The sequence below is a fragment of the Salinicola halimionae genome (genome assembly GCF_003206065.1).
In the GTDB taxonomy this organism is placed as follows: Bacteria; Pseudomonadota; Gammaproteobacteria; order Pseudomonadales; family Halomonadaceae; genus Salinicola; species Salinicola halimionae.
Window position 1 is genome coordinate 1304850 of sequence record NZ_PZJQ01000004.1, and the last position, 16375, is coordinate 1321224.

Consider the following 16375-nt stretch of genomic DNA (forward strand, 5'->3'; position numbering starts at 1 on the left):
CCGTGACTCGGTCACACCTTGAGCCCCTGCGATTCGATCCAGGCTTCTATCCAGGGAATGGCAGCGTCGTCCGCCATGAAGGTCTCCATCGCGTCGATTTCGAGACGCTCTCCCAAGCGTTGCGCGCCCAGATCGGCCAGGATATCGTCCAGCGCTCTGCCGGAACCGCAAAACGTATCGCCATATGAACTATCACCCAGCGCGATCAAACCGTATCGAAGCGAGACGAGGCTCGGCGACTGGGCCTTGAGCTGACGAACGAAGGGAACGAAGTCACCGGGGAAATCACCACTGCCGGTGGTCGACACGCAAAACAGCACCAGATCCGACAGCTCATCGACCATGTCACTCGCCGACGGCTGTTCGATGATGGCAACCTCGTAGCCCGCCTGTTCGAACAACGGCGAAACCTGCTCCGCCACGTCGAGCGCACCACCGTAGACGGTGCCGACGACAATCTTTAGCTTAGGCATAACACTCAGTCAGCAATTGATTTGCGCGGGAGCTTAGCACACCCCCTACCTGGGCTCACCTGGTGCGAGGCCCAAAGCATGACCGCCCGCCAACGAATCGCTGGCGGGCGGTCATGAAAATCACGAGGCCGGCTCAGTCCTCTTGCAACTCACCGTCGAAACTCTCGACCTTGGCCTTGAGTTTCTGCCCGGGGCGAAAAGTCACCACCCGCCGAGCGGAGATCGGGATCTCTTCGCCGGTCTTGGGGTTACGACCGGGCCGCTCCCGCTTGTCTCGCAGGTCAAAGTTGCCGAAACCGGACAGTTTTACCTGCTCGTTTTCGCGCAGACAGCCACGAATCTCCTCGAAGAACGTCTCCACCATGTATTTGGCTTCCCGCTTGGAGAAACCAAGTTCCGTGTGCAGATGTTCCGCAAGCTCAGCTTTCGTCAGCGCTCCCATGATCGCTCCCTTCGCGCAGGATGACGGATCAACTCCGCAGCGTGGCCCCGAAGCGCGTTTGCGCAACTTCCACGACGTCTGCGATTAACTGATTGATTTCTTCGTCATTGAGAGTGCGCGAAGGATGCTGCCAGGTCAAGCCCATGGCAACGCTCTTGAAGCCTTGCTCTACCCCTTTGCCATGGTAGACATCGAACAACTGCCACTGAGTGAGCCACTCGCCGGCCCGGACTCGAATGGCATCCAGCAGCGGCGCGACCCCCACCTCGTCGTTGACCACGAATGCCAGATCCCGACGCACCTCCGGATAGCGAGAGAGTGGCATAAAGCGAGATATCACACCCTGGGTCAAAGCATCCTGCTCGACTTCGAAAACATATACTTCGGGCTTGATGTCGAGCTGCGCGCGAATGGCGGGATGCAACGCTCCCAGCCAACCCACGGCCTCACCCTTGCGATAGACGCGTGCTGACCGTCCCGGATGCAGCGCGGGATGGGTTTCACCCACAAAACTCCACGCATCGGCTTCACCGCTCAATGCGATCAGACTCTCCACGTCACCCTTGAGGTCGAAGAAATCGACACCGTCACGTGAGGAGAACCAACCTTCGACTTCTCGAGAGCCACAAATCAGACCACCGAACATCGAGGTCTGTACCAGTTCGTCCAGTTCGCCCTGAAAGACCAAACCGGTTTCGAACAGTCGCACACGATGCTGCTGACGATTGAGATTGTGTATCAGCGCCTTGATCAACCCGGGAAAGAGGCTATGTCGCATGACCGACATGTCGCTAGAAATCGGGTTGGCCAGTACCGGAGACACGCCGTCCGGCGTTATCAATGCCTGCAACTCCGGTGACACGAAACTGTAAGTCACCGCCTCCTGGTAGCCCCGGGACACCATGTGCCGACGCAAACGACGAAGTGGCTGTGACGCCTCGTCATCGGCCGCCAGACTCAGACGTGCCTGAGGCCGTCGCACCGGCAACTGGTTATAGCCGTGAATGCGAGCGACCTCCTCGATCAGGTCTTCCTCGACCGAAATATCGAAACGCCAACTCGGGATCTCTACGCGCCAGCTCTGCCCGGGCGCGGAGCTGGCCATGCCCAGCGAACGAAAGATGCGATGGATTTCCTCGTCGGGCAGACGAACGCCCAGACAAGCGGACAACCGCTCGCGACGCAGCTCGACATCCGGTCGCCGAGGCAGATGCATCGGCTGCCTCACCTCGGTGATCGGCCCTGGTGCTCCCCCGACGATAGCGATCAGCAGTTCGGTGGCACGCTCCATCGCGGGGCGCGTGATATCCGGATCCACGCCACGCTCGAAGCGGTGCGACGCGTCCGTATGCAGCCCGAAATCGCGCGCCTTACCGGCAACGGCGAGCGGCGAGAAGTAGGCGGCTTCCAGGAACAGGTTGCGCGTTTCGCCTGTTACCCCGGTCGCTTCCCCTCCCATCACACCGGCGATCGCCAACGCACGATCATGGTCGGCGATGACGAGCGTGTTCTCGTTCAGCACTACTGCCTGTCCATCCAGCAGCGTCAATCGCTCATTCTCCCGCGCCCGGCGAACTTCGATCCCACCTTTCAGGGTATCGAGATCGAAAGCGTGCATCGGCTGTCCCAGCTCGAGCATGACATAGTTGGTGACATCGACTGCCGGATCGATACTGCGAATTCCACTACGACGTAGACGCTCGCACATCCATAACGGTGTACTCGCTGTGACGTCGACGTCACGAATGACACGGCCCAGATAGCGCGGGCATCGTTCTCCATCACTCACGCCGACCGGGAACTGGGCGTTGTTGCGAGCAACGACCGGCGCGATGCTCGGTTCGTTCACTTTGGTTCCCGTCACGCAACCGACTTCGCGAGCCATCCCACGCAGACTGAGGCAGTCGCCGCGGTTGGGCGTCAGGTCGACCTCAATGGTGTGATCGTCCAGTTGCAACCAGGTCCGGAAGTCCTTTCCGACAGGAGCCTCCGCCGGTAGCACGTAGATACCCTCGGAACGCCCTTCTTCCAGGCCCAGTTCGGATGCGGAGCAGATCATGCCGCAGGATTCGATGCCACGAAGTTTGGCTTTCCGGATCTTGAAATTATCGGGAAGTACCGCTCCAACACGCGCGAAAGGCACTTTCTGACCGATATCGACATTGGGTGCACCACAGACCACCTGCACGGGTTCGTCGGAGCCGTCGTCAACCAGGCAGACATTGAGCTTGTCGGCATCGGGATGCGTCGACTTGGCAACGACCGTCGCCACGATAACGCCCTCGAAGATAGCACCAACGGGGGCGACCGCGTCGACCTCCAGGCCAGCCATGGTAATGGCATCGGCCAGCTCCTGGGTTTCGAGAGCCGGTGATACCCACTCGCGCAGCCACGCTTCGGAAAACTTCATCGGGATACTCCTTGACTGGGCGAGGAAATCAGTTGAACTGACTCAGAAAACGCAGATCGTTATCGAAGAAAAGGCGCAGATCGTTCACGCCATAGCGCAGCATCGCCAGCCTTTCCGCCCCCATGCCGAAGGCGAAACCGGTGTAATGCTCGGCATCGATACCCGAATGACGAAATACCTCCGGATGCACCATGCCGCACCCCATCACCTCCAGCCAACCGCTGTGTGAGCACACTCGACAGCCCCCGCCTTGGCACATGACGCACTGGATATCGACTTCGGCCGACGGCTCGGTGAAAGGGAAATAAGATGGCCGAAAGCGCACATCCAGGTCGTCCCGCTCGAAGAACGCCTGCAGAAAGTCCGCGATGGTGCCTTTGAGATCGGCGAAGCTGACGCCTTCATCGACCAGCAAGCCTTCTACCTGGTGGAACATCGGCGTGTGAGTCAGATCGGAATCACTACGATAGACTCGTCCCGGACAGACGATTCGGATCGGCGGCTCCTGGGATTGCATGGTACGCACCTGCACAGGTGACGTGTGCGTACGTAGCAGTCGCGTGGCATCGAAGTAGAAGGTATCCGCCATGCCGCGCGCCGGGTGATGCGCCGGAATATTGAGCGCTTCGAAGTTATGGAAATCATCTTCGATTTCCGGTCCGACGGCGACGTCGAAACCAATGCGCTGAAAAAGCGACTCGATCCGCTCGAGCGTCTGGGTGACGGGATGAAGACCACCGTTGATCTCGCCTCGCCCCGGTAGCGTCACATCGATGCGTTCGGCCTCGAGCCGGGTTTGCATCGCTGCCTGCTCAATGACTTGCTTACGATGCTCAAGTTCACGCTGCAGGGCTTGTTTGGCTTCGTTGATCCGCTCTCCAGCAGCAGGGCGCTCCTCCGCGGATAACTGCCCCAGCCCCTTGAGCAGCGCTGTGATCTCGCCTTTCTTGCCCAAAAAGCGAACACGCACCTGGTCGAGTACCTGGGCGTCTTCAGCGCCGGCGATAGCCGCTCTCGCCTCGTTGACCAGGGCAGGAAGATGATCCATCCGTCGAGCTCCGCTTGTCGTCCATTGCGCAGCGCCGTCGATCAAAAAACGACGCGGCGATACGATATAAAAAAACAGGGGAAGAGCAGCTGCTCTTCCCCTGGATCGGTCATACCACTCATCACCCCGAAGGATGAAGTTGACCCGCTTATGCAGCTTTGGCTTTCTCGACAAGCGCCGTAAAGGTCGCTTTCTCGTGAACTGCCAAATCAGCCAGCACCTTACGGTCGATTTCGATGCCGGCCTTTTTCAGGCCCGCCACGAAACGGCTATAAGACATGCCATTGATGCGAGCCGCCGCGTTGATACGCGTGATCCACAGAGCGCGGAACTGGCGCTTCCGCTGACGACGGTCACGGTAGGCATACTGACCGGCTTTGATGACGGCCTGTTTGGCTACGCGGAAAACACGCGAGCGCGCTCCGTAGTAACCCTTGGCCTGCTTCATGATCTTCTTGTGACGACGACGTGCGACGACACCACGCTTGACGCGAGACATAGTACTCTCCTGACGTTAAAGACTGACTACCAAGTGTTACAGGTTGGGCAGCATGCGAGTTACGAGCTGCTTGTCGGCAGCGTGTACCTGCTTCATGCCACGCAGCTGACGCTTACGCTTGGTGGACTTCTTGGTCAGGATGTGACTACGAAAAGACTGCTTGTGCTTGAAGCCATTACCAGTCTTCTTGAAGCGCTTGGCAGCACCACTGTTACTCTTGATTTTCGGCATGGGAAAAACTCCACTCCGCTTTTTTTAGAAAACCCGAGGCCGGAAACAGCGAGCGCTGCCGCTCGCCGTTTCCCGTTCGACTTGCCCGCGGATCACTTCTTCTTGGGCGCAAGAATCATGATCATCTGCCGGCCTTCCATCTTGGGGAAGGATTCGACAGCAGCCAGCTCTTCCAGGTCGGCGGCAATCCGTTCCATCAGTCGACGACCGATATCCTGGTGTGCCATTTCGCGACCACGGAAACGCAGCGTGACCTTACCCTTGTCGCCACCTTCGAGGAAACGTATCAGGTTTTTGAGCTTCACCTGATAGTCGCCCTCGTCCGTGCCAGGACGGAACTTGACTTCCTTGACCTGGATCTGTTTGGTTTTCTTCTTCTGAGCTGACTTCTGCTTCTTCTGCTCGAAGAGAAATTTACCGTAATCCATGATTTTACAGACGATAGGATCGGCATTGGAAATCTGAACGAGATCCATCCCGGCTTCCTCGGCGCGCTGAAGCGCCTCCTGCATGGGAACGACTCCCAACTGCTCGCCCTCGGCATCGATAAGGCGAACTTCGTCTGCATGAATACGGTCATTAATGGGCGCGCGCTTTTCCTGAGGACGCCCGCGCTGATTATTACGCTTGATCGTTAGATCTCCATTTGGCGATTAACGTTGCTGCTCCGGATGGTTGGACTGCTGTAGCTGCGCTATCAGCGCATCGACAGCTACCGACCCTAAATCCTCACCGGACCGAGTGCGTAATGCAACGGCACCCGATTCGACTTCCTTATCGCCGACAACCAGCAGATAAGGAATCTTCTGCAGCGTATGCTCGCGGATTTTAAAGCCGATCTTCTCATTCCTCAAGTCCGACTCGACCCGAAAACCAGCTTCACGCAAGCGTTTGGCAAGATTTTCGGCATATTCACGCTGAGCATCCGTGATATTGAGCACTACAGCCTGGACCGGAGAGAGCCACAAAGGCAAGGCCCCGGCGTAATGTTCAATCAAAATACCGATGAAACGTTCCATCGAGCCGACGATCGCCCGGTGCAGCATGACGGGTACCTGGCGAGAACCATCCTCGGCGACATACTGCGCGCCTAGGCGGCTGGGCATCATGAAGTCGACTTGCATGGTACCGACCTGCCACTCGCGACCCAGGCAATCCTTCATATGGTACTCGATCTTCGGACCATAGAAGGCACCCTCGCCCGGCAACTCCTGCCATTCGACATCGCAGTTGCCCAAAGCGGCGCGCAATGCATCTTCGGCACGATCCCATGTTTCATCGCTACCCAGACGTTTTTCAGGCCGAAGCGCAATCTTGACAGCGATGTCCTCGAAGCCGAAATCGCCGTAAACCTTCAGCGCCTGACGGTGAAACGCCGTGACTTCGGGTTCGATTTGCGTCTCGGTACAGAAAACATGCCCATCATCCTGCGTGAAGGCTCGCACGCGCATGATACCGTGTAACGCGCCCGAAGGCTCGTTTCGATGGCAACCGCCGAACTCGCCATAACGAATCGGCAATTCGCGGTAACTTCGCAGACCAGAATTGAAAACCTGAACATGGCCCGGACAATTCATCGGCTTAAGCGCGTATTCACGCTTCTCCGACTCGGTGAAGAACATGTTGTCGGCGTAGTTGTCCCAATGTCCCGACTTCTTCCACAACGCCACGTCCATGATCTGCGGACACTTTATTTCTTGATAGCCACTGCTCTTGTAGACGCCCCGCATGTACTGCTCGACGGCCTGCCATAGTGTCCATCCGCGGGGATGCCAGAACACCATACCCGGCGCTTCTTCCTGCATATGGAAGAAGTCGAAGCGGCGAGCCAGCTTGCGATGATCGCGTTTTTCGGCCTCCTCGAGACGCAGCAAGTAGGCCTTCAACGCCTTCTTGTCTCCCCAGGCCGTACCGTAAATTCGGGTCAGCATCGGCTTGGTGGCATCACCGCGCCAATAGGCGCCCGCCAATTTGGTCAGCTTGAATGCCTTGAGATGGCGCGTATTTGGCACATGAGGACCGCGACACATGTCGATGTATTCCTGATGATGATAGAGACGAATCGCCTCGCCTTCAGGAATACTCTCGACGATCTCCTGCTTGTAAGGCTCATTCCTCGACGCGAAGCTCGCCAACGCTTCTGACCGATCGACATACTCTCGAACGACGTCATACTCCTGATCGATCAGCGACTTCATACGCGCCTCGATCGCTTCCAGATCTTCGGAGGAAAGAGAGGCCTCGAAGTCGATGTCGTAATAAAAGCCATCGTCTATGACCGGACCAATGGCCATTTTGGCGTCCGGATACAGCTGCTTGACCGCGTGCCCCAGCAGATGAGCACAGGAGTGGCGAATGATAGCCACGCCTTCGTCGTCTCTGGCGGTCAGAATAGCCACTTCGGCATCATGACCGATAATATCGGCGGCATCGACTTCGATGCCATCTATCTTGCCGGCGATACATGCCTTGGCAAGTCCAGGACCGATGGACTCGGCCAATTGCATGACCGTAACGGGCTCTTCGAAAGTTCTCTGACTGCCGTCCGGCAGTGTCACAATGGGCATGAAACATTCCTTACGCTCAGTGGTGGTCCACACCAAGGATCACATGAACTCGTTTATGAAGCAGAAACACCTCCCTTGCGACGGGCTCGCATACGGGCAAATCCATTGATGCTCGAGAGATGTCGTTTCGCGAAGCAGGCTGGTGATCGCGAGAACGTAGACTAACAGCGAAAAAACGCCCTCGCCATCACTGGCAAAGACGCCGAATCCCAGGGTTATTTTCTCTTGCAGCTATCAACCCGGTTTTTTCTCACCAAACAATAAGGGCGCCCGAAGGCGCCCTTATCATCACATCAACTACGTGTCGGGATAAAACTTATTCCCACTCACCCAGCTCAACGCGACGGTTCTGAGCGCGACCTTCAGCAGTATCGTTGCTGGCGACCGGCTGCTCTTCACCATAACCCATGGTCATGATGTTGCTTCCGGAGAACCCTTTGCTAACCAAATAGGCTTTCACGGAATCAGCACGACGCTGGGACAGCTCCTTGTTGTAGGCCGCCGGACCGACAGAGTCGGTGTGGCCTTCAAGGCGGATGCGCAGCTTGTCGTTGGTCATCAGCTTGTCGGACACACCGTCCAGAATGGATTCGGCGCTGGAAGTCAGCTTGGCAGAGTCAAACTCGAAGTTGACGTCGCGCAGGACGAGATCTTCCTGGCAACCCAAGGAGTTGACTTCTGCACCAGCCGGGGTGTCAGGGCACTGGTCCTGATAGTCCGGCACGCCGTCGCCGTCGGAATCCAGCGGGCAACCCTGAGCGTTGACTTCAACGCCAGCCGGCGTTCCCGGGCACTGATCCATGTAGTCCGGCACGCCGTCACCATCGGTGTCGAGCGGGCAGCCAACGGCGTCCACTGCTACACCAGCAGGCGTATTCGGGCACTGGTCACGATCGTCAGGCACGCCGTCGCCGTCGCTGTCCATGACATTCGACGAGTAATCAGCACACAGCAGAGCGCCAGCAGTCGCGCCAGCAACACCACCAACCGCAGCACCGGTATCTTCATCGGAGCTACCGCTAGTTGCGTAACCGACACCGCCACCGATCAAGCCGCCGGCGATACCGCAGACGAACGGGGACTGGTACCAAGCTTGGTCGGACGAGCTACCAGTGGATTCCATACCGGAACTGGCACAACCAGAAAGACCGACTACCAGAGCAGAACCTAGTAGCAAGCCAGTCGTTGATTTTTTCATGTAAGACTCCTTCTTAACACAGCGCTAGTCGTAACGGGCGTTACCCAGCGGCTTCGAGTATAGAAGCCGAATTCATCAAGAGGAAGGGTTCCCCTCCTCCTGACAACAAAGAAAACTCTCGCCAACGTCGTAGACGCCGATTTGAGCGGTAGTCAATGTTCCCATTGCCCCTTTTCTTTGCAGCTCCGTAACAGCATTATCGATTCCAGCCCGAGATGCAAACCCGTGTCGGGAAACACTGTTCTTTTTTAGCATCATTTACCAGATTGGCAAAGTGGATTAGCAAAAACTTTGCACTTTTTCTTTGTACTTTCGCATTCTGGATCTTGCATTTCTTCGGGAGAAGAGCATTCATTCTCCGAGCTCGTCGCCAAGCCTTCTTGAGCCGCGAGCGAGCGTTTCAGTCGTTGAAAGCCTGCTCGTTGTGCCCTATCCAATCCCGGCAGAATATCCGAAGCTCGACCGCCGCCAGATGCAACCGATGATCATGACGCTTTGCCATCTCTTCACGCTGAAGATCCTCACGGTGACGTTCACGCGGGGAGAGCTCGCGACGGGACTGGTGGGTGTGCAAGTGTTCGGCTTCGACCTGCACTTCGCCAAGCACCCGCCAGACTTCCCGGTCGACCAGGCGATTGTCGATGATATCGAGCAGCACCTTGCAACGTAACGCGCCCTCCACCATGTCCACCTGACGTTCGACCATCGCCTGTGATAGCGCGTCTAAACTATCGATGCAGTTTTGGTTAGCGCGATCGATTTCAGCGACTCGAAACGCTCGGCGCCGTTTGACCTCGCCCCATAAACGCCAGGCATAGATCGAGAGCCCGGCAATGATCAGAACGGCAAGGATCGTGAATCCGATTGCAAGAGGTAACGACATACAGTTAACGCGGCCTTATAGGAAGAATGTCCGATCGTGGACAAAGAGTCGTGGCCAAAAGAGTAACAGCATCTCTAGGGCTCACCTACCTTTCCACTGGCTCACTCGCCACTACCAACCGGCGATATCTCCAGTTCAAGACCACGATACGCCGCCAGTGCCAATGACCTCGCCGGGGCATCATTCGCCTGGTAAGGGTAGAGCACTATCGTGTTTAGCCTGCTACCCACCAGAAAGATCAACGCCCACCCTAGACCAAAGACTAAGGAGGGGTCGCATCGATAGGGCTACATCTTAAGTAGAATAGACAGAACTCAAGCCACCCGAAAAGGATTTCCTCTGATGGCGGAAACGACTGAACAGACGCCAAAAGCGCCTTCGATGGCCGCGCAAATCGGTCTCGTTCTCGGACCGATCTGGATTATCTTGACGCAGGTCTTACCGGCGCCAGCCGGTATGGAACCGGCCGCCTGGCACTGTATCGGGCTAGCACTATTATTGGCGACCTGGTGGGCAACCGAAGCCATCCCAATCCCGGCAACGTCCCTACTTCCCATTCCGCTGGCGCCCGCGCTCGGTATTGCCGACCTGAAAAGCACTGCCGCTAGCTATGCCAACCCCACGATTTTCCTGTTTCTCGGCGGTTTTCTGCTCGGCATCGCCATGCAGCGCTGGAATCTGCATCGACGCATCGCGCTACGGATTCTCAATGTCGTCGGCCAGAAGCCCAAGCAGCAGATCGCAGGCTTCATGCTGGCGACGGGGTTCATCAGCATGTGGGTCTCTAACACCGCAACCGCCATCATGATGCTGCCCATCGGCATGTCGGTGGTTTCGCTGTTTGCCAGTGCGGAATCGGACGAAGTCAAACGCTACGCGACCGCTCTGCTGCTGGCCATCGCCTACTCCGCCAGTATCGGGGGCATCGCAACGCTGATCGGTACGCCACCCAATGCCATTCTCGCGGGCTACCTGTCGAGCGAGCAGAATATCGAACTAGGTTTTGCCCAATGGATGGTCGTCGGCCTGCCGGTCAGCATCGCGATGATGGCCGTGGCCTGGTGGTGGCTGACTCGCGGCGGCTTCGAGCTGGAGCTCGACGATGGTAGTGGCAATGTCATCGGCGATGAACTGGCCAAACTGGGCAAGCTCAGCCCGGCGGAAGCCCGTGTCGGTATCGTTTTTCTACTTGCAGCACTGGCTTGGGTAACACGTCCGCTTCTCAATGACTGGGGGATCGAATGGCTATCCGATACTTCGGTCGCGTTGCTGGCCGGGGTAGCGCTTTTCCTGATCCCCAGCGGCAATGAACGCCATCGACCGCTGTTGCTATGGGACGATGCCAGGGATCTGCCCTGGGGAATTCTGCTGCTGTTCGGCGGCGGCCTGGCTCTTGCCAGTACCATCAGCAGTTCAGGGCTCGCTGACTGGATCGCCAATCAACTGAGCGTGTTTGGTGCTTTACCGCTGTTACTGTTGATCGGCATCGTGGTGCTGGTGATCATCTTCTTGACCGAACTGACATCCAATACGGCAACGGCTGCCGCCTTTTTGCCACTGCTCGGCGCACTGGCCATGTCGCTCGGCGTCGATCCACTGCTGATTACCGTGCCAGCCGCGATCGCCGCCAGCTGCGCATTCATGATGCCGGTAGCCACGCCCCCCAACGCCATTGTATTCGCAACCGGCCACATGAAAATTCAATCGATGATCCGAGCCGGGTTTCTGTTGAACATCGCGGGTACGGTACTGGTCACGCTGATCTGCATGGGGCTGATCGAACTACTCTGGCTCTAGGTCGGAGTCGACCGAAGACGCTCAGACCGCCGACATCGGCGCGACAATTACCGCTGTGACGATGCCGGCTTTTTAGCTGCGCGGCTATCGATGCCAAGCACTCTTCTACATTCGAGAGAATTCAAAAAACGCAGACAAAAAAAGGCCATCAGAAAAAATCCGATGGCCTTTCTCATATTTGGTCGGAGCGACAGGATTCGAACCTGCGACCTCTGCAACCCCATTGCAGCGCGCTACCAAGCTGCGCCACGCTCCGGTTTCGGTCAGTCACCAAAGTTCGGTCCCTGCGAAACGCTGCGTATACTACCTTGCACCTCGAGAAATGAAAAGCGCTTCTTAAGGCTTTTTTTTCAATCGCTTGCGAAAGCGTGCCACTACAACCTCCGGGTTCGTCAGGGCACTGCATCCCTACCGCGTTCATGACTCGCCCATGAGCCTCGTCTCCTGGTCGGGCCACGGGTACAATCTATCGTCATTACGACCAAAGTCTAAAGGTGGCGATATGGGATTGATCATCGGGATGAGCATCCTGCTCGGCTGTCAGTTTCTAGGCGAGATCATTAGCCGCGCTCTTGCGCTTCCCGTTCCCGGCCCCGTGCTCGGCATGTTGATTCTCCTGATCGGCTTGATCACACGGGGCAGTGTTCCAGGCAGTCTGCGGACGATGGGAGAAGGTCTGCTCAAATATCTAACGTTGTTGTTCGTACCCGCCGGCGTCGGTCTTATCCAGCATTTCGGTCTGATCGGTCGGGAAATCGGGATCCTGATCATTACGCTGATCGTATCCACGTCGGTGACCCTTCTGGTGACCAGCCAGATCCTGCAGCGCGTTGCGAAAAAAGCGACTTCCTCCAGGGAAGGTGATGCATGAACGATTTCGGTCTCGCAAAGGTGTGGGTCTATCTGGCCGCCAGTCCGCTGCTGCATCTATTCGCCACCCTGCTGGCATTCATCGTTGCCAGCAGGATCAACCGTTGGGCAGGCAGAACTCCACTTCTTCATCCGGTCATCGTGGCCATTGCTCTGTTGATTGGTTTTCTGTTCCTGACCGACACAGATTACACCACCTATTTCGAGGGCGCCCAGTTCCTGCATTTTCTACTGGGTCCGGCCACGGTTGCGCTGGCCATACCGCTCTACGATCACCGCGAACGCGTGCGCCGCATGCTGTGGCCCATCGTCGTCGGTACGCTTACCGGTGTCGTCACAGCGGTGATCTCCGCCGTCGGCATCGCCATGATTTTGGGCGCCGGCCCCGAAACGGTGCTATCGCTGGCTCCCAAATCGGTAACATCCCCGATTGCGATGGGGGTTGCCGAGAAAATCGGCGGAATTCCTTCACTGACGGCCGGCCTGGTGCTGCTGACCGGCGTCGTGGGGTGCATCGTCGGGCCCTGGATTTTCCGACTTACCCGAATCACGGACCCCACCATTCAGGGCTACTCCATGGGGCTGGCGGCTCATGGCTTCGGCACCGCCTACTGTTTTGCCTCCATCGGTAGCGTGGCCGGCGCCTTCTCGGGGCTGGCAATGGGGACGTCCGGTTTGGTCACGGCTTTCATACTGCCGCCCATTGTGCATTTATTCGGGCTCTAGCAAACGCCAGCAGGAACTCAAAAGGGCGTGGGCACTCAACTGAACGTGCGAATCGTTTCAAGGATCGAGGTATGAAAGTAAAAATTGTGGCGCCCGCTCTAGCGGCCGTGTTGATAATACTCGCGGCCGGCACACTCATGCCCGGTGAGTACGAGGCTTCGATCCAGCGCTGGCTGGGCGCGAGCAATACGATTCAACCGGCATCACACTTCGTGCTCTTCGTCATGATAAGCGGTTTACTCTCCTGGCTGATGCGTCATCGCGCGCCCTGGCTTCCATTGGCCCTTTGCTTGATCCCCGCCCTGGGTACCGAGTGGCTGCAACACTTTTCGCCCCACCGGCATCCCAGACTCAGCGATGTCGGCATCGATATGCTTGGCGCCAGCCTGGGCTGGCTCCTCGTGCAACTGACTCGACTTGCGACATCGGATTCCTGATTCGTGTCGTTAACCTTTGTCGATTCACGCTTGCAACCCGTCTCCACAGCCCGTCTTTACAACCTGCCCTTACAAAATGACAACGACTCGCTAAGGTGATCATGAACCACTCTGGGGATAATTAGACCATTGGATGATGGCCTAATGGATGATGTCTCATGGAAGTCAAAACGTTCTTTACACAAGACACCGATGGACAAACCATCTCTAACGCTCGAGTCACCGTGCGCCATCAAGGAAATGCCGAGCCGGCACCGGATCTACAGGATGTCTCGGGCGCCCCGCTTTCCAACCCTTTTACATCGAACTCAGAGGGTCTCATCCAGTTGGCGGCACCCAATGGCCACTACGCCATCGATGTCGAAAAAGGCGACTCCCGCCAAAGCCTCACTGCTCAATTTTTCGATCAAGACGCCGTGGCGTCGGCCTCTGGCACACAAACCCTTGCGGCAGCTCTGAATCAGCGCCTGATCGTTGTCGACTCCGTCGACATGCTGAAAAGCTGGCCAGCGGATCACGTTACTGATGGTGTTCGGCTGATCTGCAAGCGCTTCCATCATGACCTCCCCGACGAAATCAACGTCGAACTACAGCGACGCACTCATCTCGACGACACAAGCCGGGCGGGCCAAATGGCGTGGCTCGCCATCGACGGGAATCGCCCCGACTTTCATCACTTCACGCTGTGGAGCGACGATGGCGCCGCCTACGTTCACGAAAGTCACGACGTCCATCTTCTGAAAGTTGGATTCCGTGCCGACTATAACGCCAAGGCTACCTCTGGCTCGCGAGGCACGGACGAGTCGGCATGGCTGCAGGAGACGATCGACAAGACGCCCTTTCGCAACAAGTACTTGCCTGACCTACCGGATGAGCGAGGGCTGTACGTTGGCGAGGGCCAGATTCGGCTGTGCTCGGGCACACGGATTATCGGAGACGGACCAGCAACCAACAGCCGCATCGTCAGCGATTACGTCGGTGCGTCTTTCCGTGACGGCCTGTTCTGGATGCGAGAGCCACACGTGATCGATGCCTGGGCCAAAGGGCGACCCGCCGGTGACATCGACCAAGCCTTCAGCCACGACATTCGAATCAGCGGCCTGACGTTCGAGGCAACCGATTTCGCCAGCGCTGCCGTTGCCCTGGTCTGCGTGCGTGGAGTCGACTACCACGAGAATCACCACATCCGCTGCGGCGGCATCAAGTTTTTCCACGAGCTGGAATTGAATGATCGCTACTCGCTGGGCCATGAGGATGATCCAGCGACCGACAATGCCGTCATGGCGGGCTTTCATGCGCAGACACCGGACGACCTCAACCAGCAAATCCGTATCAGCCATCTCTCCGGCGGTACCGACCGGTACAGCTACTCTCCGGGAGATGGCAAGGCTGCCTGTGCCGTGCGTCTGAATTTTGTGCGTGATTTCAGCATCGCGCATATCCACATGGACTATTGCAATATTTCTGGCTGGGGAGGCTCGGCGAGACCGGGCAAGGGAGGAGAACTACGCTGGATGCGACGGCTTCGTGACGGCTACATTACCGATGTCCACTGCAACCGCTCTAATGGCGCGATTTATTTCAACAACGCTCACAACATCAAGATTTATGGCTGCAGTGCCAAGGATGTCAGCGATACTGCCTTCGACTTCGAAGGTTGTACCTACTGCCTGTTCGATGGGATTTACTCGGTGAATGCCGGCAACTTCGGCATATCGATCTTCTATGCCACTCGTGGCAACGTGATCAAGAATTTCTACGCACTACAGACATCCGAAGCCGCAGAGTTGCGCAGCCGCTACGCAACCGAGAGGTTCAAGCCGGGATTGGGGAAAACCCTGTTTCGTCGTCTGGCGGGATTCGAGGATCCGGATTTCGAGCAGGACGTCGTACTCGACACCGGGTCTTTCGTCTATGAGGGGGAAGGTTTCGGGCTGGTAGCGGTGGACTCGTGGGTGAACGTGACCTATCGCAACGTACAGCACCATAACGTGCTGATGGACCTACGCGCCCACAGCAACGCCCGGGAACAGCAGCTGCACGACAATCGCTTTACCTTTACCAAGAAGGCGACAGACGGTGACGTGTTTGTCGCGATAGGGCCCAACAGCACCCAATATGGCTGCTGGAAAGGCGGGACGATCGAATCTACGGTCGAACAACCATCGGGAGTGATCCCCCTTTTGGTTCAGGCTCGCGCCTATGCGGGAACAACCATCGTGGACATCATGGAAAGCCGCATCGACGTACCAGGGGTAGAGACCTCGATCGCGATCAGTGACGCTCGTAGCACCGGGCGTCGTCCTGCTCACGCCTTCCGTCTCAATGGCAATCTCATCACCGCGGGTAGCCGAATAGAGAATCTAAACCTCAACCAGCGCGCCGGCGGCGATGCTTTACAGTTCGAGTCGCTAAACAATCGAGATTTGACTTTCAAACCCGTGGACGTCGAAACGACGAAAGGCGACAGTGCGGAACGCTATGCCGCACTCCGCATTGGCCTCAAGGCGACGCGACCACGTGAGCAGGATTGAAAGGTGCCTCGCTCGCCGTTTTAGCGGAGCACGATCACGCTATCAGCAGACACGACCCGGGCGATGCGCTGCTCTTGCCCGGGGACGACTCGCTCTGGTGTCCGAGTCATGGGGCCAGCAATTGCCCCGCTCACCCATGGCGGCAAAAGCGTCACCGTCAAACAGCCAAGCCCGGCGGTCAAGAATTGGCGTCTGGTTGGCACCAAGGCATCCTCCCTCAGTCGATAAACATGTCGAACGAATCGAGTTTGAGGAGAACG

The 16375-nt window shown here is 57.3% G+C and carries 15 protein-coding genes and 1 tRNA gene; 5 read left to right on the forward strand and 11 right to left on the reverse strand.

The window, feature by feature from the left end; genetic code table 11:
- Nucleotides 1–11 precede the first annotated feature (11 nt).
- The 10 genes from DOM27_RS11735 to DOM27_RS11780 form a co-directional block, all read right to left on the reverse strand.
- The gene (locus DOM27_RS11735; RefSeq protein ID WP_110656153.1) at nt 12–473 is read right to left on the reverse strand and encodes a flavodoxin domain-containing protein; all 462 of its coding nucleotides are present in this window, start codon (nt 471–473) and stop codon (nt 12–14) included.
- A gap of 133 nt (nt 474–606) precedes the next feature.
- Entirely contained in the window at nt 607–981 is a 375-nt protein-coding gene (gene ihfA / locus DOM27_RS11740; RefSeq protein ID WP_280952140.1) for an integration host factor subunit alpha, read from the reverse strand.
- Nucleotides 944–3325: a phenylalanine--tRNA ligase subunit beta gene (gene pheT / locus DOM27_RS11745; RefSeq protein WP_110656154.1), complete on the reverse strand. Its 2382-nt coding sequence runs from the start codon at nt 3323–3325 to the stop codon at nt 944–946. The genes ihfA and pheT overlap by 38 nt, the downstream gene beginning before the upstream one ends.
- 28 nt (nt 3326–3353) lie before the next feature.
- Complete coding sequence (gene pheS / locus DOM27_RS11750) at nt 3354–4373, reverse strand: phenylalanine--tRNA ligase subunit alpha (protein WP_110656155.1); 1020 nt, start codon at nt 4371–4373, stop codon at nt 3354–3356.
- A 148-nt stretch (nt 4374–4521) separates the two neighbouring features.
- Nucleotides 4522–4872: a 50S ribosomal protein L20 gene (gene rplT, locus DOM27_RS11755; RefSeq protein WP_075563795.1), complete on the reverse strand. Its 351-nt coding sequence runs from the start codon at nt 4870–4872 to the stop codon at nt 4522–4524.
- 36 nt (nt 4873–4908) lie between these two features.
- Entirely contained in the window at nt 4909–5103 is a 195-nt protein-coding gene (rpmI, locus tag DOM27_RS11760) for a 50S ribosomal protein L35 (protein WP_071230088.1), read from the reverse strand.
- 92 nt (nt 5104–5195) lie between these two features.
- Nucleotides 5196–5735 (reverse strand): translation initiation factor IF-3, encoded by a 540-nt coding sequence (gene infC, locus DOM27_RS11765; protein WP_075563794.1) that lies wholly within the window; start codon nt 5733–5735, stop codon nt 5196–5198.
- A gap of 21 nt (nt 5736–5756) precedes the next feature.
- Nucleotides 5757–7670 carry a threonine--tRNA ligase gene (gene thrS / locus DOM27_RS11770; protein WP_110656156.1) on the reverse strand — a complete coding sequence of 638 codons (1914 nt, stop codon included), beginning with the start codon at nt 7668–7670 and terminating at the stop codon, nt 5757–5759.
- Nucleotides 7671–7986: 316 nt separating this feature from the next.
- Nucleotides 7987–8868 (reverse strand): OmpA family protein, encoded by an 882-nt coding sequence (locus tag DOM27_RS11775; RefSeq protein ID WP_110656157.1) that lies wholly within the window; start codon nt 8866–8868, stop codon nt 7987–7989.
- Nucleotides 8869–9268: 400 nt separating this feature from the next.
- Nucleotides 9269–9751 (reverse strand): DUF2489 domain-containing protein, encoded by a 483-nt coding sequence (locus tag DOM27_RS11780; protein WP_110656158.1) that lies wholly within the window; start codon nt 9749–9751, stop codon nt 9269–9271.
- 342 nt (nt 9752–10093) lie between these two features.
- Between DOM27_RS11780 and DOM27_RS11785 the strand changes: the two genes are divergently transcribed.
- Nucleotides 10094–11548, forward strand: a complete 1455-nt coding sequence (locus DOM27_RS11785) for an SLC13 family permease (protein ID WP_110656159.1) — start codon at nt 10094–10096, stop codon at nt 11546–11548.
- 179 nt (nt 11549–11727) lie between these two features.
- Here the strand turns inward: DOM27_RS11785 and DOM27_RS11790 are convergent.
- Nucleotides 11728–11804: transfer RNA gene (locus DOM27_RS11790), tRNA-Pro, on the reverse strand.
- 246 nt (nt 11805–12050) lie between these two features.
- Here DOM27_RS11790 and DOM27_RS11795 point away from each other — a divergent pair.
- The 4 genes from DOM27_RS11795 (at nt 12051) to DOM27_RS11810 (ending at nt 16115) form a co-directional block, all read left to right on the forward strand.
- Entirely contained in the window at nt 12051–12419 is a 369-nt protein-coding gene (locus DOM27_RS11795; protein WP_110656160.1) for a CidA/LrgA family protein, read from the forward strand.
- Nucleotides 12416–13144, forward strand: coding sequence for an LrgB family protein (locus tag DOM27_RS11800; protein WP_110656161.1), 729 nt, complete (start codon nt 12416–12418; stop codon nt 13142–13144). The genes DOM27_RS11795 and DOM27_RS11800 overlap by 4 nt, the downstream gene beginning before the upstream one ends.
- A gap of 71 nt (nt 13145–13215) precedes the next feature.
- On the forward strand, nt 13216–13581 hold the full coding sequence (locus DOM27_RS11805) for a VanZ family protein (protein ID WP_110656162.1): 366 nt from the start codon (nt 13216–13218) through the stop codon (nt 13579–13581).
- 158 nt (nt 13582–13739) lie between these two features.
- Nucleotides 13740–16115 (forward strand): right-handed parallel beta-helix repeat-containing protein, encoded by a 2376-nt coding sequence (locus DOM27_RS11810; protein ID WP_110656163.1) that lies wholly within the window; start codon nt 13740–13742, stop codon nt 16113–16115.
- The last annotated feature ends 260 nt before the right edge of the window (nt 16116–16375 follow it).